Source organism: Pseudalkalibacillus sp. R45, assembly GCF_052246725.1.
GTDB lineage: Bacteria > Bacillota > Bacilli > Bacillales > Fictibacillaceae > Pseudalkalibacillus.
The window spans coordinates 1-19,155 of the sequence record NZ_JBQQCL010000035.1; the positions used below are offsets into that span (position 1 = coordinate 1).

At 40.4% G+C, this 19,155-nt stretch carries 21 protein-coding genes; 14 read left to right on the forward strand and 7 right to left on the reverse strand.

Annotated elements, in window-relative coordinates; genetic code table 11:
* Positions 1 to 401 precede the first annotated feature (401 nt).
* Complete coding sequence (locus ACTWQL_RS24410) at positions 402 to 530, forward strand: GapA-binding peptide SR1P (protein WP_261133837.1); 129 nt, start codon at positions 402 to 404, stop codon at positions 528 to 530.
* Positions 531 to 667: 137 nt separating this feature from the next.
* Here ACTWQL_RS24410 and ACTWQL_RS24415 read toward each other — a convergent pair whose 3' ends face one another.
* Entirely contained in the window at positions 668 to 2,143 is a 1,476-nt protein-coding gene (locus tag ACTWQL_RS24415; protein WP_443144960.1) for an aminotransferase class I/II-fold pyridoxal phosphate-dependent enzyme, read from the reverse strand.
* A gap of 293 nt (positions 2,144 to 2,436) precedes the next feature.
* Here ACTWQL_RS24415 and ACTWQL_RS24420 point away from each other — a divergent pair, with 293 nt between their 5' ends.
* Positions 2,437 to 3,393, forward strand: a complete 957-nt coding sequence (locus ACTWQL_RS24420) for an NAD(P)H-dependent flavin oxidoreductase (protein WP_443144961.1) — start codon at positions 2,437 to 2,439, stop codon at positions 3,391 to 3,393.
* Between the two features lie 391 nt (positions 3,394 to 3,784).
* On the opposite strand, the gene ACTWQL_RS24425 is transcribed toward ACTWQL_RS24420, so the two are convergent.
* Positions 3,785 to 4,426, reverse strand: coding sequence for a YktB family protein (locus ACTWQL_RS24425; RefSeq protein WP_443144962.1), 642 nt, complete (start codon positions 4,424 to 4,426; stop codon positions 3,785 to 3,787).
* A 207-nt stretch (positions 4,427 to 4,633) separates the two neighbouring features.
* On the opposite strand from ACTWQL_RS24425, the gene ACTWQL_RS24430 reads away from it, so the two are divergent.
* From ACTWQL_RS24430 to ACTWQL_RS24440, 3 genes are all read left to right on the forward strand, one after another.
* Positions 4,634 to 4,822: a hypothetical protein gene (locus ACTWQL_RS24430; protein ID WP_221563994.1), complete on the forward strand. Its 189-nt coding sequence runs from the start codon at positions 4,634 to 4,636 to the stop codon at positions 4,820 to 4,822.
* A gap of 114 nt (positions 4,823 to 4,936) precedes the next feature.
* Positions 4,937 to 5,734 carry an inositol monophosphatase family protein gene (locus ACTWQL_RS24435; protein ID WP_443144963.1) on the forward strand — a complete coding sequence of 266 codons (798 nt, stop codon included), beginning with the start codon at positions 4,937 to 4,939 and terminating at the stop codon, positions 5,732 to 5,734.
* The gene (locus ACTWQL_RS24440) at positions 5,727 to 6,203 is read left to right on the forward strand and encodes a GNAT family N-acetyltransferase (protein WP_443144964.1); all 477 of its coding nucleotides are present in this window, start codon (positions 5,727 to 5,729) and stop codon (positions 6,201 to 6,203) included. Before ACTWQL_RS24435 ends, ACTWQL_RS24440 begins: the two co-directional genes overlap by 8 nt.
* Positions 6,204 to 6,299: 96 nt before the next feature.
* Here ACTWQL_RS24440 and ACTWQL_RS24445 read toward each other — a convergent pair whose 3' ends face one another.
* Entirely contained in the window at positions 6,300 to 6,464 is a 165-nt protein-coding gene (locus tag ACTWQL_RS24445; protein WP_443144965.1) for a hypothetical protein, read from the reverse strand.
* A 278-nt stretch (positions 6,465 to 6,742) separates the two neighbouring features.
* Positions 6,743 to 6,934: a DUF5325 family protein gene (locus tag ACTWQL_RS24450; protein WP_443144966.1), complete on the reverse strand. Its 192-nt coding sequence runs from the start codon at positions 6,932 to 6,934 to the stop codon at positions 6,743 to 6,745.
* A 191-nt stretch (positions 6,935 to 7,125) separates the two neighbouring features.
* Between ACTWQL_RS24450 and typA the strand changes: the two genes are divergently transcribed.
* The 3 genes from typA to ACTWQL_RS24465 all read left to right on the forward strand — a co-directional run bounded on the left by typA (position 7,126) and on the right by ACTWQL_RS24465 (position 9,651).
* Positions 7,126 to 8,967 (forward strand): translational GTPase TypA, encoded by a 1,842-nt coding sequence (gene typA, locus ACTWQL_RS24455; protein ID WP_443144967.1) that lies wholly within the window; start codon positions 7,126 to 7,128, stop codon positions 8,965 to 8,967.
* Positions 8,968 to 8,988: 21 nt separating this feature from the next.
* Complete coding sequence (locus tag ACTWQL_RS24460) at positions 8,989 to 9,306, forward strand: YlaH-like family protein (RefSeq protein ID WP_443144968.1); 318 nt, start codon at positions 8,989 to 8,991, stop codon at positions 9,304 to 9,306.
* Between the two features lie 75 nt (positions 9,307 to 9,381).
* The gene (locus ACTWQL_RS24465; protein ID WP_443144969.1) at positions 9,382 to 9,651 is read left to right on the forward strand and encodes a hypothetical protein; all 270 of its coding nucleotides are present in this window, start codon (positions 9,382 to 9,384) and stop codon (positions 9,649 to 9,651) included.
* 13 nt (positions 9,652 to 9,664) lie between these two features.
* Here the strand turns inward: ACTWQL_RS24465 and ACTWQL_RS24470 are convergent, their stop codons facing one another.
* Positions 9,665 to 9,865, reverse strand: coding sequence for a YlaI family protein (locus ACTWQL_RS24470; RefSeq protein ID WP_443144970.1), 201 nt, complete (start codon positions 9,863 to 9,865; stop codon positions 9,665 to 9,667).
* A 285-nt stretch (positions 9,866 to 10,150) separates the two neighbouring features.
* Between ACTWQL_RS24470 and ACTWQL_RS24475 the strand changes: the two genes are divergently transcribed.
* Complete coding sequence (locus tag ACTWQL_RS24475; protein ID WP_443144971.1) at positions 10,151 to 10,606, forward strand: pyridoxamine 5'-phosphate oxidase family protein; 456 nt, start codon at positions 10,151 to 10,153, stop codon at positions 10,604 to 10,606.
* Between the two features lie 110 nt (positions 10,607 to 10,716).
* Here ACTWQL_RS24475 and ACTWQL_RS24480 read toward each other — a convergent pair whose 3' ends face one another.
* Positions 10,717 to 11,304 carry a YhcN/YlaJ family sporulation lipoprotein gene (locus ACTWQL_RS24480; RefSeq protein ID WP_443144977.1) on the reverse strand — a complete coding sequence of 196 codons (588 nt, stop codon included), beginning with the start codon at positions 11,302 to 11,304 and terminating at the stop codon, positions 10,717 to 10,719.
* A gap of 283 nt (positions 11,305 to 11,587) precedes the next feature.
* Entirely contained in the window at positions 11,588 to 12,079 is a 492-nt protein-coding gene (locus tag ACTWQL_RS24485; RefSeq protein ID WP_443144972.1) for a peptidyl-prolyl cis-trans isomerase, read from the reverse strand.
* A 143-nt stretch (positions 12,080 to 12,222) separates the two neighbouring features.
* Here ACTWQL_RS24485 and glsA point away from each other — a divergent pair, with 143 nt between their 5' ends.
* The 5 genes from glsA to pyc all read left to right on the forward strand — a co-directional run bounded on the left by glsA (position 12,223) and on the right by pyc (position 18,967).
* Complete coding sequence (glsA, locus tag ACTWQL_RS24490; RefSeq protein ID WP_443144973.1) at positions 12,223 to 13,152, forward strand: glutaminase A; 930 nt, start codon at positions 12,223 to 12,225, stop codon at positions 13,150 to 13,152.
* Positions 13,153 to 13,253: 101 nt separating this feature from the next.
* Positions 13,254 to 13,520 carry a DUF1507 family protein gene (locus ACTWQL_RS24495; protein WP_407681733.1) on the forward strand — a complete coding sequence of 89 codons (267 nt, stop codon included), beginning with the start codon at positions 13,254 to 13,256 and terminating at the stop codon, positions 13,518 to 13,520.
* Between the two features lie 233 nt (positions 13,521 to 13,753).
* Entirely contained in the window at positions 13,754 to 14,230 is a 477-nt protein-coding gene (locus ACTWQL_RS24500) for a site-2 protease family protein (protein WP_443144974.1), read from the forward strand.
* Positions 14,231 to 14,313: 83 nt separating this feature from the next.
* Positions 14,314 to 15,504: a putative lipid II flippase FtsW gene (gene ftsW / locus ACTWQL_RS24505; RefSeq protein WP_443144975.1), complete on the forward strand. Its 1,191-nt coding sequence runs from the start codon at positions 14,314 to 14,316 to the stop codon at positions 15,502 to 15,504.
* Positions 15,505 to 15,529: 25 nt separating this feature from the next.
* A complete protein-coding gene (gene pyc / locus ACTWQL_RS24510) occupies positions 15,530 to 18,967 on the forward strand; it encodes a pyruvate carboxylase (RefSeq protein WP_443144976.1) in 3,438 nt (1,145 codons plus the stop codon).
* The last annotated feature ends 188 nt before the right edge of the window (positions 18,968 to 19,155 follow it).

Below are 19,155 nucleotides of genomic sequence, written 5' to 3' on the forward strand. Positions count from 1 at the left end.
GACTTTTAAAGAAAACTTGGCGAGACCAAGCCTTTTGTAGGTCGAGCCTTAGTTGCCCTTATACTGAAGAAAGTATTTTATACTTTCTTTAAGTGCAAGAGCAACAAAGTTTGCGAATACAGCCTTACATTTAAAGAAAGAAATTACTTTCTTCAAAATAAGTGTCACTATTGCCCAGCCACCGCTAAGGCTTGGTTTGACCAAATTTTTTACTTGAAGATAAAGTCCAGTCTATTTGGCTCTTTTAAATGTTGCTTACTCTATTTGCATTTTGGAATAATTATGCATATAAATATTTAATGTGACATACAATTTAGCCTTGACATTCTATATGTGACATCATATTATAAACATAACGAATAATTAAAGCGCTTACAAAGGCGAAGGGAGAGGAAAGAACGATGGGAACAGTAGTATGTGTAAATTGCAACACGACCATTGAACATTATGAATTTGAAAAGGTAACCACGTTGTATTCCAATTGTCCTGATTGCAAAAATAAAAAGAGGCACGGAAAAAAGACTGCATAACATAAATAAAAAACGAAAGAGGCTGATACCCACACGGCGGGTAGTCAGCCTCTTTTTATATTTTTCTTTGTTAAATAATAGTGATTGATTTCATAAGCGAGTCAGGGAAGACCTCCGCGGCAAGGAACTTGCGAGGATTATTTGATCGGTTTATGCTCTTTGATTACACGAATTGTTTTCAACGTTTCGTCCTCAGGTCCCTGCACAGGTAATCCAGCCTCGATGTTCTCAAAGATATAGTCGATATTTTCCTGAGTGATGATTTCCCCAGGGATGAAGATCGGAATACCAGGAGGATAAATCATAACAAATTCAGCAATGATCCTGCCTGTTGACTCTTCAAAAGGAACGCTTTCTGTATCTGCATAAAAAGCATCACGTGGTGATAGGGACAATACAGGAATACCAGGAACACTCACCGGCACAGCTTTTTTAACAGCCTTATCGGAAGTTGTGTGCATACTTGCTAATTCTGTCAAAGCGCTGATCAGCTTTTGTACTTCTACTTCACGATCTCCGGCAGTGATGATACAGAGGATGTTGTACAAGTCTGAAAGCTCAACCTCGATATTGTGCTGTTCTCGAAGCCAAACCTCTACATCGTACCCTGAAATATTCAGCTCTTTAACAGATATGATCAGTTTTGTTGGATCATAATCATACGTCGCGGGAGTGCCTAGAATCTCTTTCCCTACGCAATATAAGTTCGGAATCTCATTGATTTGTTTACGTGCTGTTTCCGCTAAATGGATTGAACGTTCAGCTAACTCGTATCCCTGAGTAGCCAACCTTTTCCGAGCGACATCCAGTGATGCAAGCAAGATATATGAAGTCGAAGTTGTCGTCATCATACTAAGAATTGATTGGACACGTTCTGGAGAAACCAGGTTTCCTCTTACATTCAATATTGAGCTTTGGGTCATGGATCCACCTAATTTGTGGACACTTGTCGCAGCCATATCCGCACCTGCCTGCATTGCCGACAATGGTAATTTGTCATGAAAGTGGATGTGTACACCATGCGCTTCATCAACAAGCACAGGAATTTCATAAGAATGAGCCAACTCGACGATTTCCTTTAAATCAGCACTGATTCCAAAGTAGGTAGGGTTGATGACGAACAATCCCTTTGCATCAGGATTTTGGGCAAGTGCCTTTTTAACTGATTCAGTTGTAACTCCATGTGATATTCCTAAGTTCTCATCGATATCAGGATGGATGAAGACTGGAACAGCTCCGGAAAAAATGATCGCAGACATGACTGATTTATGCACATTCCTTGGGACAAGAATTTTATCTCCTGGATGACATATAGCGAGAATCATCGTCATGATGGCTCCGCTTGTTCCTTGTACTGAAAAGAATGTATGATCAGCGCCGAATGCATCGGCAGCAAGCTGTTGTGCTTCTTTAATCATGCCATGGGGATGATGGAGGTCATCCAATGGACCGATATTGATCAAATCGATTGATAATGCGTTTTCACCTATGAAATCCCGGAATTCAGGATCCATGCCGCGGCCTTTTTTATGTCCAGGTATATGGAATTGAATCGGATTTCGTTTGGCGTGATTCACGAGCCCGGTAAAAAGGGGTGTTTCATATTGAGACAATCATTACACCTCATTCAATTTATTTGTAAACCTTAATGTTGATTAGAAACGAAATACGTGCCACTCCGAAGGGACATCGAGCCTGACAAGGGAGGGATCGCCAGCGGAAAGTAAGTGAATTTCACAGAAATCAACACTGGGTCTCTATTTTAAATGTAAGCTGTTTGTTATGCTAAACTAATATAAAACAAGGAAAAGTATATCAAATCTACAGGTGCTTGCAAGCTTTTTTTTAACATGTCTACAGTTTAACATTTTTATATAAATGATAATCAATCCGTTGGGGTGATTTTGTGAATTGGAAAACGCGTGTAACCGAATTATTAGGAATCAAGTATCCGATCATTCAAGGAGGTCTCGCCTATCTTGCGTATTCTGAGTTAGCTGCAGCCGTCTCAAATGCAGGGGGACTCGGTCAAATAACTGCAATGTCTTTATCAACACCCGATCAATTGAAAACTGAAATCCGGAAAGTAAAAGAAAAGACGACACGTCCATTTGGGGTGAATTATGCCATTGGGCAACACGGTCGGCCATTTGAAGATATGCTCCAAGTTTCGATTGATGAGAAGGTTCCCGTCATTTCGATGACAGGTGGCAATCCGAGTCCAGTGTTCAAGCAATTGGAAGGCGTAGATGTGAAAAAACTTGTCCTGGTAGCTGCGAAAAGGCAGGCAGTCAAAGCCGAGCAGTTAGGGGCTGATGCAGTGATGGTAGTTGGTCAAGAAGGGGGCGGGCATATCGGAAAAGATGATATCAGTACGATGGTGCTGACACCTCAAGTAGTTGATGAAGTATCCATACCTGTAATTGCTTCAGGCGGAATCGGTGATGGCAGGGGACTGATGGCGGCATTGTCTTTAGGGGCAGAAGGTATTGAGATGGGTACCCGATTCATTGCAACAAAAGAATGTACGCATGCCCATCAAAACTATAAAGAAGCATTACTCACCGGAATGGAAACTGACACGTCTATTATTAAAAAGTCGTTGGGAGCCCCGGGAAGAGTGATTCGAAATAGATGGACCGAGCAGATCTTGTCGATTGAAAAAGTGGAACCGACCTATGAAGCGATCAGCACTTATATTTCAGGTAAAGCAAATCAAGCCTTTGCAAATCAAGGATTGTTGGACCAAGGTTTTGGCTGGGCAGGTCAGGTTATGGGAAGGATTAATGATATCCCATCAGTGGAAGAACTTTTCACAAGAATGATAACCGAAGCAGAAGAAATACGAAAGAAATGGTCATGACAAAATAAAAAAGATGTTTTCGTATAGATTGTTGGAAATATAATCGCTTAGCTTGCTATCCCGCTAGAGGTCTTGCATATTTTCACTGTCATAAGAATTCAGCAACTTTCTTAGCAGCATACCTTTAGAAAAAAAGCCAATAAAAAAGAGCTGAGCCCTCTCAATCGGGCAGCTCTTTTCTTGCATTTAAAGAAAGTATTAAATCCTTTCTTCAATATAAGCGCAACTATGGCAAAGCCAACGCCAAGGCTTGGCTTTGCCAAGTTTTCTTTACTTCATACTAGCGAAAATATAGATACTTAACCCATATCCATTAAAAAAATGAAAATGTAAGGATAAATACCTATACGTTCAATTTAGAATTGTAATATAATACATTAACTTTAATGGATTAACTAGATGCATGAACCTTACTAGCATAATTATAAAGAGGGGTTAATGTATGGAATGTCTGGTCCATTTTTGAAAGTAAGGCTTCCCCGTCTTGTAGAATTTGGTCATGATTCGGGATGTGAATCCCACAAAGTAATTCTGCTCTTTTGATATCTTTCAAACGGGTAGTCATTTTAGAAAACGTTTCTTCATCAATCTCAGAATGAGGGATGGCGTCCGGCTTCGTATGATCAACTGACCATACGAAATCATCTGGAATCTGTTTCAGGACCTCACCCTGATGTTCACTAAGTATTTTTGCAAAATCCTTCTTTATTGGAGATTCATAAATCACTGCAAACCAAACGAAGAGATGACTCTCAAACAAACCGATTTGAAAGTGTGGAAGTTTTTTGTACCCACGTTTGCTGTTTGCGAACGCTACCCAAGTATCATCCGGGGGATTCACTGTTCTCCTTGCATGTTTAGCCGTATGATAAAACATCTCATCACCCGTAGCTGCAGATAGTGTCGGGGCAAAATATTCACCTAATTTTTCAAGCTTTGGCCGAATTTGGTTTTGGATAGCTTCCATTCTTGCATCAAGCCCTTGAATGTTGAATACCTTGAAATCCTGTTCTGTAAAACCATTGAAATTCATGCGATTCACCTCGTTGTGTATATAAAATGAGTGTAGCATACGAATATTGTGTATCAAAATGTTAAGCAGAATCAGGTAAATATATACGTTGAAAAAGTGGGAAGCTAAGAAAGAACAGCGGAATTGCACGTGAATATTTCAGAATAGTATGATAAAAACAAGCTTTGAAGTGTAAACAAAGTTAAAAGAAAAGGAGTGTGAGTTACCATGAAACAAGTGATTCAAACGCTGAAATTGACGGAAGCTGAGCGTCGAATCCCAGTTCTTCGACTCGAAATCGATTATGAATTGGCAACTCTACACGAGGCACTCGTAGCGAAAAATACTGAACAAATCAAACGATCAAAGAAAAAATTAGAACGATTGAGACAAGAAATGTTACAATTAGAGGCATAATAATTGTAAATAGATAGAACGAACCTTTTACTTGCAGGGTTCGTTTTTTATGGAAAATCTTTTAATGCTATCTTACAAAATACATACTGGACCGCACTTAAAAGGAGTGAGGATGTGGCTATCAATTGGGATGCTATACGGGATCAAGCCGTGTCATGGGCAAATGATGCTGGGAATGTGATCCGCAAATCCTTTGAGAAGGAATTGACTGTGGAAACGAAGTCGAATGCGGACGACCTGGTAACAAACATGGATCGTGAAGTAGAACAATATTTAATTGATAAAATCAATGAAGCATACCCGCACCATAAAATACTAGGAGAAGAAGGCGTGGGTGAGGAAGTCACATCATTGGACGGGACTGTCTGGATCATCGACCCGATTGATGGAACGATGAATTTTGTCCATCAGCAAACGAATTTTGCCATTTCTATTGGTGTATATCACGAGGGAGTTGGAATGGTAGGCGTCATATATAATGTCATTTATGATGAAATGTTCCATGCTGTAAAGGATAATGGCGCTTATCTGAATAATGTAAAACTCCCTGATCTTGAAGAAGTCCCTATCGAAAAATCGATCATTGCCATCAATGCAACTTGGATTACGAAGAACAAACGAATTGATCCGGCGCGGTTAATACCAGTGGTTGATCGCTGCAGAGGGACACGATCCTATGGATCAGCAGCCATCGAGCTGGCATTCGTAGCCGCTGGACGCTTGGATGCCTATATTACAATGCGCTTATCACCTTGGGATTTCGCTGCTGGAAGAATTTTAATAGAAGAAGTAGGAGGGCGTGTCACGAATTTGGATGGTGAGCCTTTAAACATGCTGGGTAAGAATTCGATATTTGCAGGTAAATCAGATCTTCATCAACAGATCTTGGAAGAATACCTTACAAATGATTGAACGGAAAATGACTGAAGATGATTCAGAAGTTATCTTGGAATGGTTTAAACAATCTCCGGAGTGGCTAGCTGAAGAGGGATTGTTAAAGGAAGAAATGGATCTCCAGAGGATAAAGGTATGGATGTCCCTTTATGACAAGTATGATGGTATCTGGTTGATGTGGGAGGAAAATCATACTCTCAAGGGAATCAGCTTTCATATCTTGAACGCACCCTCCAACAATAAAACTTGGATAGGCATGATTATGGTGAATCCTATATATAAACGAAGAGGATATGGAAGTTCAATATTGCATCACTTATGCAAGAGACTCGAACAGAAGCATCATAAGATTGTATATACAGCATCTCCATTCGAACGAGTAGGCTGGCTTCGTTTTCTCGCTACGTGTGGTTTTGAACAAATTGGCACTGAGACTACCTCAACAGATAAAAGATATATCACATTAGCCAAACCATTAGATGAATAAAAAACAGGGAATCCTCTGATCGGTCTTAAAAATCCGGTCGAAGGAACTTCCCTGTTTTAATTTTTGGCTCTTTTCTTAAAGATTGTTACTATTGGGTCATTTTTGTAAAGAACCACCTTGTGCAAGTTGATTGGAGAGCAAGGTGCGAGACTCCTCGAAAATGAAAATCGCATTTTCTTCGTGCGATGTAACGCGGCCGGAGCTTTCCTTGTCCTGCGGGACCAGCGTGCCTACTACCTGAATAATTTCCTTGCAAGGCATGCGACGAGGAAGCTCGCTTTGACAGGACTTTTTTGTAGACGCAGGAGCACAAATGCTTCCTTTGTAAGGGGACTCCTGAGGTTGCAAGGCGACGAGTGGGCTCACCGCACGCACCGCGGAAAGCGAGCATCCTGAGCGGAAATCAACGACTTTTAAAGAAAACTTGGCGAGACCAAGCCTTTTGTAGGTCGAGCCTTAGTTGCCCTTATACTGAAGAAAGTATTTTATACTTTCTTTAAGTGCAAGAGCAACAACGTTTGCGAAAACAGCCTACTTTTTCAAAGGTTATTCTGGTTTTCGTCTCTGAACTTTTTCTTCAGTTTAAAACCTATCCCCATAAGAATGAAAGTAGCAGCCAGTGCAATAACTGCAAGCAGGATACTTTGTTCGCCAATGGCTACACCAATCAATGCGATATTAAAAGTCACTAAAACCGAAATTAGAATGAAAATGATGGATTGTTTATTCATGGTCAACCTCCTAGAACCTAGTGTATCGAAAAATGAGTGAAAGAAAAAGTTTATTATTTATGTTATAATAGGAAAGTTGAATTTAATTAGGTTGACACCATAAAGAGGATGTTCAAAAAGTCATCAACAATAATGTTTATATACAGTGTGATTCGCCACTTTTTGAACACACATATTAAGGAGAGATTGAAGTGAATCTTCGAGAAGAACTACGCAATATAGCGATTATTGCCCACGTAGACCACGGGAAAACAACATTGGTCGATCAGATGCTCCACCAATCAGGAACGTTCAGAGATAATGAACAAGTCAGTGAGCGTGCGATGGATTCCAATGATTTGGAAAAAGAACGTGGAATTACGATTTTGGCTAAAAATACAGCAATCAATTATAAGGAAAAGCGAATTAACATCATGGATACACCTGGACACGCAGATTTCGGCGGTGAAGTTGAACGTATCATGAAAATGGTAGATGGTGTTTTACTCCTTGTTGATGCGTATGAAGGGTGTATGCCGCAGACGCGGTTCGTTTTGAAAAAAGCACTCGAACAGAAATTGACGCCGATCGTGGTCGTCAATAAAATCGACCGCCCATTTGCACGTCCGGTTGAAGTTGTAGATGAAGTCCTTGATTTATTCATCGAATTAGGAGCCGACGATGATCAACTTGAATTCCCAGTTGTCTATGCTTCTGCTTTGAACGGTACTGCAAGCATGGATCCTGAACAACAAGATGAAGACATGACTGCAATTTTTGAGTCGATTTTGGAAAATATCCCCGCTCCAGTAGATACAAGTGAGGAACCTTTGCAATTTCAGGTTTCGTTATTGGATTACAATGACTATTTAGGTCGTATTGGAATCGGTAGAGTGTTCAGAGGAACGATCAAAGTCGGACAAAGTGTTGCCTTGATGAAGTTGGATGGTTCTGTCAAAAAGTTTAGAGTGACAAAACTTTTCGGTTTCTTAGGACTGAAACGAGTAGAGATCGAAGAAGCGAAATCAGGTGACTTAGTTGCAGTATCTGGGATGGAAGAAATCAACGTCGGTGAAACGATTTGTCCTGAAAATCATCAGGATCCGCTTCCAATCCTTCGAATCGATGAACCAACGATCCAAATGACTTTCCTTGTAAACAACAGCCCATTTGCTGGCCGGGAAGGGAAGTATTTGACAAGCCGCAAAATCGAAGAGAGACTAAATCAACAACTTGAGACAGATGTCAGCCTACGAGTTGAAAACACGGATTCTCCTGATGTATGGACCGTTTCAGGACGTGGAGAACTCCATCTATCGATTTTGATCGAAAATATGAGAAGAGAAGGCTACGAACTACAGGTATCTAAACCTGTTGTTATCATTCGTGAAATCGATGGCCAAAAATGTGAGCCAGTCGAACGCGTGCAAATCGATGTGCCTGAAGAGCATACTGGTGCGATCATGGAGTCGCTTGGTGAACGTAAAGGCGAAATGGTCAACATGGTCAATCATGGAAACGGTCAAGTAAGACTCGAATTCCTTGTACCTGCACGTGGATTGATCGGTTACACTACAGAGTTTTTGACGTTGACTCGTGGATATGGGATCTTGAATCATTCCTTCGACAGCTATCAGCCTTATATTCAAGCAAAAATTGGCGGCCGTCGTGAAGGTGTTCTCGTTTCAATGGAATCCGGTAAGGCTTCTCAATATGGAATCATTAATGTTGAAGATCGCGGAACAATTTTTGTTGAACCTGGAACTGAAATATATGAAGGTATGATCGTCGGAGAACACAATCGGGAAAATGACATCACCGTCAACCTGACAAAAGTAAAACAACTGACAAATATGCGTTCCGCAGGTAAAGACAATACTGTATCGATGAAGAAGGCTCGCGTGATGACGCTTGAGGAAGCACTTGAATATTTGAATGATGATGAGTATTGCGAAGTCACACCAGAATCAATTCGTTTACGTAAAAAGATACTGGATAAGAATGAACGCGAACGCTTAGAGAAAAAGAACAAGCTGGCACAGCAGAATTCTTAATGAGAAAAGGAGACGGTACCATTGGAAGTAGATATCAACGAACGTCTTCAGTTCTTTGCTAAACTTTACAATGTCGATACGAATCCTGAAGTCGGTATGTGGTTTTTATATTTGACCGTACTACTCTTATCGATCGTCGTTTTCAAGCTAGGTTTTTCAAGGAAATTACCATTATTGAAAGCGGCATTGGTTTATATATTCCTTGGACTAGGCTGTACGGTTCTGACTTTTTTTGCTGTATTCCTTCCTGTAACAGAAGGGTTAATGGTCGCAGCAGCAATTCTGATCATTTATAAAATTAGATTACATCAATCTAAGAAAGAAGAACAAAGCCAATAAATTAGTAAAGGGGCTGACTTGATTTTAAGTCAGTCCCTTTTTAAACTTAAAGAAAGTTGTGAACGGAGGTATTTGATGAATTTACAAGATGCTTTGTATAATTGGCTTACAATCAAGAAGGTTTCTGATGAAAGAAAAGATGATCATGCTGCAAAAGATACGTTGGATTTTTTTGAAGAAATCCTAAGGGATGATCATGCAGTTACCGACAAACAAATTGAACTGGAACCTCCCTTTTATATCATCCACTATAAAATAGAGGGTAAAGAATACAAAAAGCAATTTCCAATCGAGTTAATCGATGCATTATATGAATCGATCGAATCTGAACCGAAATATAATTAGGCTGTTTTTTTGATTACCACGTTTCCTCTTTAGAGGAGTCGCGGTAGGTTACAAAGTTTCCTGACGTCTTCCGATCTTCTGTCCGTTCTTTTATCCTTGAATGGCAAGACTCGCACATGTATGTGTGTATTGGTCTGTTTCTTAGTTTCTTAGCTAAAGGGCTTTGATCCTCGAGTTTTTCGATTTTATCACATAAGACACATTTGACACGCATTTTGTCCACCTCTTTCTACAACAAGTATACCATGAATAGGCGGTGACGTATAAGCTACTAGGTGAAGGTATTGATGGTTATCTGTAGAAGGTATATATATCAATGATCGATCAACACTATAATAGATTGAAATGATCGTTCAGTCATGAGGATCAAGAAATCCTGCATTTATCATGGAAAGAAAACTTGGCAAAGCCAAGCCTTAGCGCAGACTAAGCCTTAGTTGCCCTTATATTGAAGAAAGTATTTATACTTTCTTTAAATGGAAGTAAAGGAGCTGGTAAGATGGCAACGAATAGTTTATCATCGTTGAATGAAACGCACTTTCGCTTACTACAAAAAGAGTGCTATGTAATCGTAAATACTGTAGATCCTGTTGAACATACTCCATATGTCAATGCTATCTCCTGGGTGTATGCACCTGATGCTGAAACAATCGTCTTTGCAGTGGATTCCCGCTCAAAAGCGGTCACTAATATCGAGTCGAATGAAAACATTTCTATTACGTTGATTGAAGACGAAACCACCTCCGTCATCAATGGCCAAGCTCAAGTTGTACAGGAACGAATCGATTCCGTACCGATCAAACTGTCAATGATCAAAGTGCAAATTTCAGAAATAAGAGACGCCATGTTTTATGGGGCAAAGATATCTCAGCCACCTCAATATGAAAAGACCTATGATGCCCAGGCAGCTGCAAGACTTGATAAGCAAGTCATGAGTGCGTTAAAAACAAGGTGAATTCAGTTCTGAATTCAAAGTTCTAATGGTTAACTATAAGAATCTAACGAAAAAAACGGCTGTCCCAAAAAGTATCTGACACTTTTTTAGGATGGCCGTTTAAATTACTGTTATCTTGTTTCTTTAATTTTATTTGGGTCACTAGGTGTGCTTTTTCCTTGTTTTTGCTGTTGATTTTGGAGTTTCTTCTCTTCGTCCTTAGGAATACTCTTATCATTTTTACGGACAGGGTCGGGTTCTTTTTTGTTGATTTGACCCGGAACTTCTGGCATAAGCCGACCTGTGATGGCTGCTAATTCTTCAAGAATCCCGCCAATAGGTTTACCGGCACTGATTTGTTTGCCCATTTCTTGCAAACGTGCATATATGTCAGGATCAGCTGTAATGACAGCATTGGAACCATAAGGATCATGTTGGAGAGCTTCAGCTACACTATACTTGATTGACCCTACTCTTGACCGGTCGATGTGATCAGCAACATCGATTCCAACCACAGCATATCTTCCAAGGACGACTGCAGTCGCATCCTTTACATCAGGTTCCCTTGTCGCAATATCTACAAGCCGTTTTGAGATTTGTCTAGAGCTCTTACGCTCATCTTTGTTGTATTCGACACTTTGTTTTACTTCAACTCGTTTATCATCATTACCTAAGCTTTCGTCATTTTTATTATTTTGACATGAGATCAACAGTACCACACATAGCGTAACCAAGAAATAAGGAAGTTTCCGCAACGTTGTTCATCCTTTCGTATAACTCAAGTTACGGTTATTCTTCGTATATTCTTCTATCTTTATTCAAATGGACATAGGTTAATGTGAGAGCTCATGTCTACAATAAAAAGGGTTGACCCCAAGTAAGGCACTTTAGGAGTCAGCCCTCGGGTTTTTTATTTTAGCCTGTTTCCACATAAATTGTTGTCTTTGAGTTTGGAAATATATTCGTTTTTAGAATCAATTAGCTCCAACCACAAAAATGTCCTTATTTTACAATGATCCGGTTAATGTCCCGGATAGGATCGTTTTGGTTGGTGCCATCTCCATGATAAAAATGGACCGGCCCATCTGTTAGGGGCTTTCCATTGAGAGAGAAACCTAAAATCCCACTTTTAGCTTCTTCTATCGTGAGGGATACAACCTTATCTGTAGATGTATGCAATTCAATGGCTTTGACGTTCGTCGGTTTCGCATTTTCGAGGAAAGGATTTAACGGAATACCATAGGACTTCGTGAATAACTCATCCTTATTAAACCGAATTTTATTTTCGTTTGATTGAGTAGGTACTTTGGCTCCTTCCATCCGTTCCCTGTCCCAATGCTGTGACACGTCTTTCATATATGAATCTTCACCCTCAAATTTTTCTTCGTTGAAATATGTACTTAAATCAACTTTTCTATCATCAAAAATCCAGACCCCCGGGTCCAGTGTGATTGGATATGTGACATTTCCTTTAATCAAAACTATGGATTCCATCTTTTATTCACTCCTTAAAAAAATTCAGTATTAAGTATAACGTTCCCTCTTCATTTTGTCACATTAGGGTATAGTACTACTAATAGAAGAAATGACCATTGTAACTATAGCAGCAGCTGACGATTTGGAGGTGCTCATATTTCATGTATTGCGAAACAGATGAAGAATTATTAGAACTAGTTGAGCGTGCTAGAAAATACACAGATCAAGGGAAAGTTGCAAGTTATATTCCTGCACTGGAAAGAGCGGATCAATGTGATTTATCGCTGGCTCTCTACTATACGAATGATAAATGTGTAAAGGCAGGCGATGTTGAAAAGAAGTTCACTCTTCAAAGTGTATCGAAGGTGTTGGCTCTGGCCCTAGCAATCATGGACCGTGGAGAAGATGATGTTTTCCGGAAAGTAGGGATGGAACCTACCGGAGACCCATTCAATTCAATTGCAAAATTGGAAACACAAGTGCCAGCAAAGCCTTTGAATCCAATGATCAATGCTGGGGCATTAGTGGTTACAAGCATGATTTACGGTAATTCAGTCCATGAAAAGCTTGGGCGGTTATTAGCTCTCGTACATGATATGACCAATAATTCAAGTATCGATATCGACGAAGAAGTGGCCCAATCGGAATTTGATACGGCTAACCTTAACCGTTCATTGTGTTACTTCATGAAACAGCATAGTATTGTCCAAGGCGATGTTGACGAATTGATCGAGTTATACACAAAGCAGTGTGCGATACAAGTGACTTGTGTGGATTTAGCCCGGATCGGGATGATTCTCGCGAACAAAGGCCTGGATCCTGAGACTAACCGCAGGATCCTGCCTGAGCGGATTGCTACCATTGTCAAGACATTTATGGTGACATGCGGTATGTATAATGCATCTGGGGAATTTGCAATTCAGGTGGGGATTCCATCAAAAAGCGGCGTTTCTGGAGCAATTCTTGGTCTTGTTCCACCATCAATAGGGATAGGTGTATATGGTCCTGCGCTGAATGATAAAGGGAATAGTATTGGTGGGGTGAAATTGCTTGAAATGCTATCCCAACGTTACGATTTAAGCATATTTTAAGCGGATGCTGTTTGATTTGTGTTGCAATTTAGGCTTTTAAACGATAGTATAGGTAATAGAGAGAGGCACTTGGAACGGAGGGATTCGATTTGTCGACTGAGATGGTTACCGGTCATCGTGAAAAAGCATTTGCATTGCTTCAAGCGGATGCTGAAAAGATACTTAAATTGATTGAAGTTCAGATGGAAAACTTGACGATGCCGCAATGCCCTCTCTATGAGGAAGTCCTTGACACTCAAATGTTCGGACTTTCCAGAGAGATAGATTTTGCAGTCCGTTTGGATTTGATTGAAGCTGAACAAGGAAAGGCGTTACTGGAATCGCTCGAACGTCAACTGACAGCTTTACACGATGCTTGGTCTAAATGATGGCATAGTCAAAGTTCATGTATATAAATAAAGCTCAAACTATCGTTTTGATGGTTTGAGTTTTTTACTTTCGATTCAGAACAACTTAATTTATAGGTGAACTAAAAAACTGTATGTGGTAGAAATATATGAGGCTACAGCAGGAAACGCTAAAATTTGATTAAAAGTTCACACGAACGTAAGGTGTGTGCTTAATACATATGATACGATAAATCGAGAGGGAGGAGACGGGTATGTATATCGTTTTGCTTATTGTCTTTGTATTATTTCCGTTCGCTACGTTCATACATGAACTTGGCCATTATCTTACTGCTCGTCTCACCGGGCTCAAAGATTCACGGATGCAAATCGGTATAGGTCCGCGGGTTTTACATATCAATAACCAGTTTCTTCGTATCGAATATCGCTTGTTCTATTTTGTCGGTGCTCACACATTATCAGGTGAGATCGGTGGAACAAACTCATTCAATCGTTTTCTCATCACCTTAAATGGACCTTTGATCAATGCAGTTACAGCTTTCTTTATTCTCGGTTTTTATACGATGGATCTTTCATCAATGTTAGATAAAGCACTCTCAATATTTGCTTACATTAACATATGGATCTCTCTTGGGAATCTTCTCCCTTTTAAAATCAAAGGTCGGAAATCTGACGGCTATATTCTATTGGAAAGTTTATGGAGTATTATTACAAACCCTAGACAAATCTAGGAATTCTTCCATCCTAGGAAGGAAAAATCTCCTTTAACTCGAATAGTTTTGGATATAATAATTCATTGTGAGGGTTGCCCATCATGTTCAAAAAAATGTTTAAAAATTATGATTATACGATGATTGCGGTCGTATTGGCTCTATGTACAATCGGTCTCGTGATGGTGTACAGTGCCAGCATGATTGTTGCGGTTACACAGTATGGATACCAAAGTGATCATTTTTTCAAGAAGCATTTCATCTGGGTCTTACTTGGTATAATCGCATTTTTCATATTCATGATTTTACCCTATAAGATGTACCAAAAGTTGATCGTACCAATAACCCTTGCGATGCTCGGTTCTTTAATTTTGGTGAAATTCATCGGTTCCGAGGTGAATGGAGCAAAAGCCTGGTTCTCAGTCGGTGGATTCAGCATCCAACCAGCCGAATATGCAAAAATCGGAATCATCATTTACTTGGCATCCGTATTTTCGAAGAAACAGAATTACATATCGGATTTCAAAACAGGTGTTGTGCCACCATTGATCGTTTTATCTCTCGTTTGTTCCCTTGTTTTCATTCAACCTGATCTAGGAGGCATGTTGGTCATCGCAATGACAGCCGGAGTCATCATTTTATGCTCAGGAATGAAATGGACCCATTTATCGATGATGGGAGGCGGAATAGGGCTGCTTGGCTTCATCGCTTATAATTTCTTGTTGACGACAGAACAATTATCCCGTTTTTCAGCTGCTTACCGGCCTTTTGATGATCCATCAGGTGATGGCATGCAGTTGATTAATGGATACCTGGCATTAGGAACAGGTGGCTTATTTGGAAAAGGATTGGGTCAGAGTATCCAGAAATATGACTTCCTACCCCATCCGCATACTGACTTTATCATTGCCATCATTGCAGAAGAATTAGGTTTTTTCGGGGTTTTGGCCATCATTCTGATGATCATGTTCCTCGTTTTAAAAGGTATATATGTTGGACTACATTGTAAGGATGCATTCGGCAGCCTGTTGGCGATCGGGATATCAGGTATGATCGGAATTCAGACGATCGTCAATCTTGGGGCAGCCTCAGGGATACTTCCGCTTACTGGTGTAACATTACCATTTATCAGTTATGGAGGTTCCTCACTTATTTTACTTATGATTAGTATGGGAATACTTGTGAATATATCGATGTTTGTAAAATATCGTAAACAGCAAAATCCTCCTGCTGATCAATCTCACCCTATGCCACAGCAACGTACCAAGTTGAAAGTCGTTTCACAGCAACGTTAACCACAAACTAGGGAGGAATATCAAAATGCAAAAGATCAACAAAATTCTTGTCGCTAACCGTGGAGAAATTGCTATTCGAATCTTTCGCGCATGTACAGAACTGGATATTCGTACAGTTGCGGTCTACTCGAAGGAAGACTCTGGGTCTTTCCATCGATACAAAGCAGATGAAGCTTATTTGATTGGGGAAGGTAAAAAGCCGATTGATGCGTATCTTGATATTGAAGGAATTATTGAAGTGGCCAAGCGTTATGATGTGGATGCCATCCATCCAGGTTATGGATTCCTTTCAGAAAATACTCATTTTGCTAAGAGATGCGAAGAAGAGGGGATCTTCTTCATTGGTCCGAATACTGAACACTTGGAGATGTTCGGTGACAAAGTCAAAGCAAGAGAACAAGCGATCAAGGCAGATATTCCGGTTATTCCAGGTAGTGATGGTCCTGTCGAAACACTTGATGATGTTCGAAGTTTTGCGAAAGAGCATGGTTTTCCAATCATCATTAAAGCGACCCTTGGGGGTGGCGGAAGAGGAATGCGAATCGTCCGGAATATGGCTTCACTTGCTGATGCCTATGATCGGGCAAAATCAGAAGCAAAAGCTGCTTTTGGTAAAGATGAAATCTATGTTGAGAAGTTTGTTGAAAATCCGAAGCATATTGAAGTTCAAATCCTGGCTGATAACAACGGGAATATCGTTCATTTGTATGACCGGGATTGCTCTGTTCAGCGTCGTCATCAGAAAGTCGTTGAAGTAGCACCGAGTGTTTCTTTGACTCATCAACAACGAGATGAAATCTGTAAGGCAGCAGTAAAATTGATGGACAAAATCAATTATGTGAACGCTGGTACAGTCGAATTCCTTGTTTCAGAAGATGGTTCATTCTACTTTATTGAAGTGAATCCACGAGTTCAAGTCGAACACACTATTACTGAAATGATCACTGGTATTGATATTGTACAATCACAAATCATGATTGCTGAAGGTTATCAGTTACATGAGAAACCTCTCGGGATTCCGATGCAAGACAAGATTGATTGCCATGGCTTTGCTATACAATGTCGTGTAACGACGGAAGACCCGGCGAATAATTTCATGCCTGATACCGGAAAGATCATGGCTTATCGTACTGGAGGCGGTTTTGGGGTTCGCCTCGATGCAGGAAACGGATTCCAGGGTGCGGTGATTACGCCTCACTACGATTCCTTGCTCGTCAAAGTGTCTACATGGGCATTGTCATTTGAACAGGCAGCTTCCAAGATGGTGCGTAACTTAAGAGAGTTCCGTATACGTGGCATCAAGACGAACATCTCATTCCTGGAGAATGTGATTAAACATGAGAAGTTTGTATCTGCTGAATACAATACATCCTTCATTGATACAACACCGGAGTTATTTGTGTTTCCAAAAAAGAAAGACCGCGGGACGAAAATGCTGTCTTATATCGCAAATGTAACCGTTAATGGCTTCCCTGGATTGGGTGTCCAAAAGAAACCAGCCTTCAGTAAACCAAGAATTCCGTATGTAAACTATACAAAACCATTACTAGATGGAACGAAACAAATTTTGGACGAGCAAGGTGTCGAAGGGCTTACGGAATGGATTAAATCACGCGATGAAGTGCTACTTACAGACACAACTTTCAGGGATGCTCATCAATCCCTTCTCGCAACCCGAGTAAGAACGCATGATCTGCTTCAAATTGCAGAACCGACTACCCGCCAAGTTCCAGAACTCTTCTCACTGGAAATGTGGGGAGGAGCTACATTTGATGTATCTTATCGCTTTTTGAATGAAGATCCATGGGAACGCCTGATCCAACTTAGGAAAAAGTCTCCGAATGTTTTGTTCCAAATGCTTTTGAGAGCTTCAAATGCCGTTGGATATAAAAACTATCCGGATAACGTCATACGTGAATTCGTTAGTAAATCTGCAGCAGCAGGGATTGATGTGTTCCGGATTTTTGATAGCTTGAATTGGCTTGATGGAATGAAGGTTGCGATTGATACGGTAAGAGAAACTGGGAAAGTTGCAGAAGCTTCGATTTGTTATACAGGAGATATCCTTGATCCAAAAAGACCGAAGTATAACTTGGATTATTATGTGAATATGGCAAAAGAGCTTGAGCAAGCAGGCGCACATATCCTCGGTATAAAAGATATGGCTGGACTGTTGAAACCACAAGCAGCATATGAATTGATTTCTGCTTTAAAAGAAGCCGTGAGTATACCGATCCATCTCCATACTCATGACACTAGCGGAAACGGAATCATGACTTATGCCAAAGCCGTGGATGCAGGCGTCGATATTGTGGATGTGGCAATTAGTTCAATGGCAGGTATGACCTCACAGCCGAGTGCGAATTCCCTTTATTACGCACTTGAGGGAAGTGAAAGACAGCCGAAAGTATCGATCCATAATCTTGAAGAGCTCTCCCACTATTGGGAAGATGTCCGCAAATATTATCAAGGATTCGAAAGTGGTTTGATCGCACCGCATACAGAGGTATATGACCATGAGATGCCGGGTGGACAATATAGTAATCTACAGCAGCAGGCAAAAGCTGTCGGTCTCGGGGATCGTTGGGATAAAGTGAAAAGCATGTACCGCCGGGTGAATGACCTGTTCGGAGATATTGTCAAAGTTACACCATCATCAAAGGTGGTTGGTGACATGGCCCTTTATATGGTACAAAATGATCTGACTGAAGATGACATTTTTGAAAAAGGCCAAACACTTGATTTTCCTGACTCAGTCGTTGAAATGTTCCAGGGGTATTTAGGACAGCCGTATCAAGGTTTTCCAAGAGAGTTGCAGCAAATCATTCTGAAAGGAAGAGATCCGCTTAACGCTAGACCAGGTGAAATGCTAGAACCAGTTGATTTCAAAGAGTTACAGGATATTCTCTACCATAAATTGAATCGACCGGTGACAAGTCATGATCTTATTTCTTATGCACTTTACCCGAAAGTTTATCTTGATCGAGAGCAAATGATCGATCAGTTCGGTGATATCAGTGTTCTTGATACACCTACATTCTTATACGGTATGAGGCTAGGTGAAGAAGTCGAAGTTGAAATTGAGCAAGGTAAGACTTTGATTTTGAAACTCGTCTCGATTGGAGAGCCTCAATTAGACGGTACGAGAACTGTTTACTTCGAGTTAAATGGACAACCTCGGGAAGTCGTTGTAAAAGACGAGAATGTAAAGGCTGAAGTGGTTGCTAAACCGAAAGCAGATAAGAACAACGAGAAACATATCGGGGCTTCGATGCCTGGTACTGTAATAAAAGTACTTGTTGAAAAAGGTGAAAAAGTAAAGAAGGGAGATCATCTGATGATTACAGAAGCGATGAAAATGGAGACTACGATTCAAGCTCCATATGACGCCGAAGTTAAAGACTTATTCGTATCGAACGGGACAACCATACAACCAGGTGATCTATTGATTGAATTAGCATAATTTGGGGACGGTTCTCATGCTTCCTAAGCATGAGAACCGTTTTTCATTTCATTTAAAGAAAGTGGCTCTACAATATTTGTTGGGGTATGAGAAAAATTCACGTAAAAAAACACACAAGCTCCTATAACCTGTACACTTGAATTGACGAGAAACAAGAGTGGGGATAGGAGTTGTGTGTACGTGCATTT

Bases quoted from the DNA above. Each gene is read 5' to 3' on its own strand.
- ACTWQL_RS24475 (WP_443144971.1), top strand. From the start codon at position 10,151: ATGGCAACGAATAGTTTATCATCGTTGAATGAAACGCACTTTCGCTTA.
- ACTWQL_RS24445 (WP_443144965.1), bottom strand. From the start codon at position 6,464: ATGCCTTGCAAGGAAATTATTCAGGTAGTAGGCACGCTGGTCCCGCAG.
- ftsW (WP_443144975.1), top strand. From the start codon at position 14,314: ATGTTCAAAAAAATGTTTAAAAATTATGATTATACGATGATTGCGGTC.
- ACTWQL_RS24410 (WP_261133837.1), top strand. From the start codon at position 402: ATGGGAACAGTAGTATGTGTAAATTGCAACACGACCATTGAACATTAT.
- ACTWQL_RS24465 (WP_443144969.1), top strand. From the start codon at position 9,382: ATGAATTTACAAGATGCTTTGTATAATTGGCTTACAATCAAGAAGGTT.
- ACTWQL_RS24430 (WP_221563994.1), top strand. From the start codon at position 4,634: ATGAAACAAGTGATTCAAACGCTGAAATTGACGGAAGCTGAGCGTCGA.
- ACTWQL_RS24450 (WP_443144966.1), bottom strand. From the start codon at position 6,934: ATGAATAAACAATCCATCATTTTCATTCTAATTTCGGTTTTAGTGACT.
- pyc (WP_443144976.1), top strand. From the start codon at position 15,530: ATGCAAAAGATCAACAAAATTCTTGTCGCTAACCGTGGAGAAATTGCT.
- ACTWQL_RS24495 (WP_407681733.1), top strand. From the start codon at position 13,254: ATGGTTACCGGTCATCGTGAAAAAGCATTTGCATTGCTTCAAGCGGAT.
- ACTWQL_RS24485 (WP_443144972.1), bottom strand. From the start codon at position 12,079: ATGGAATCCATAGTTTTGATTAAAGGAAATGTCACATATCCAATCACA.
- ACTWQL_RS24470 (WP_443144970.1), bottom strand. From the start codon at position 9,865: ATGCGTGTCAAATGTGTCTTATGTGATAAAATCGAAAAACTCGAGGAT.
- glsA (WP_443144973.1), top strand. From the start codon at position 12,223: ATGTATTGCGAAACAGATGAAGAATTATTAGAACTAGTTGAGCGTGCT.
- ACTWQL_RS24440 (WP_443144964.1), top strand. From the start codon at position 5,727: ATGATTGAACGGAAAATGACTGAAGATGATTCAGAAGTTATCTTGGAA.
- ACTWQL_RS24500 (WP_443144974.1), top strand. From the start codon at position 13,754: ATGTATATCGTTTTGCTTATTGTCTTTGTATTATTTCCGTTCGCTACG.
- ACTWQL_RS24425 (WP_443144962.1), bottom strand. From the start codon at position 4,426: ATGAATTTCAATGGTTTTACAGAACAGGATTTCAAGGTATTCAACATT.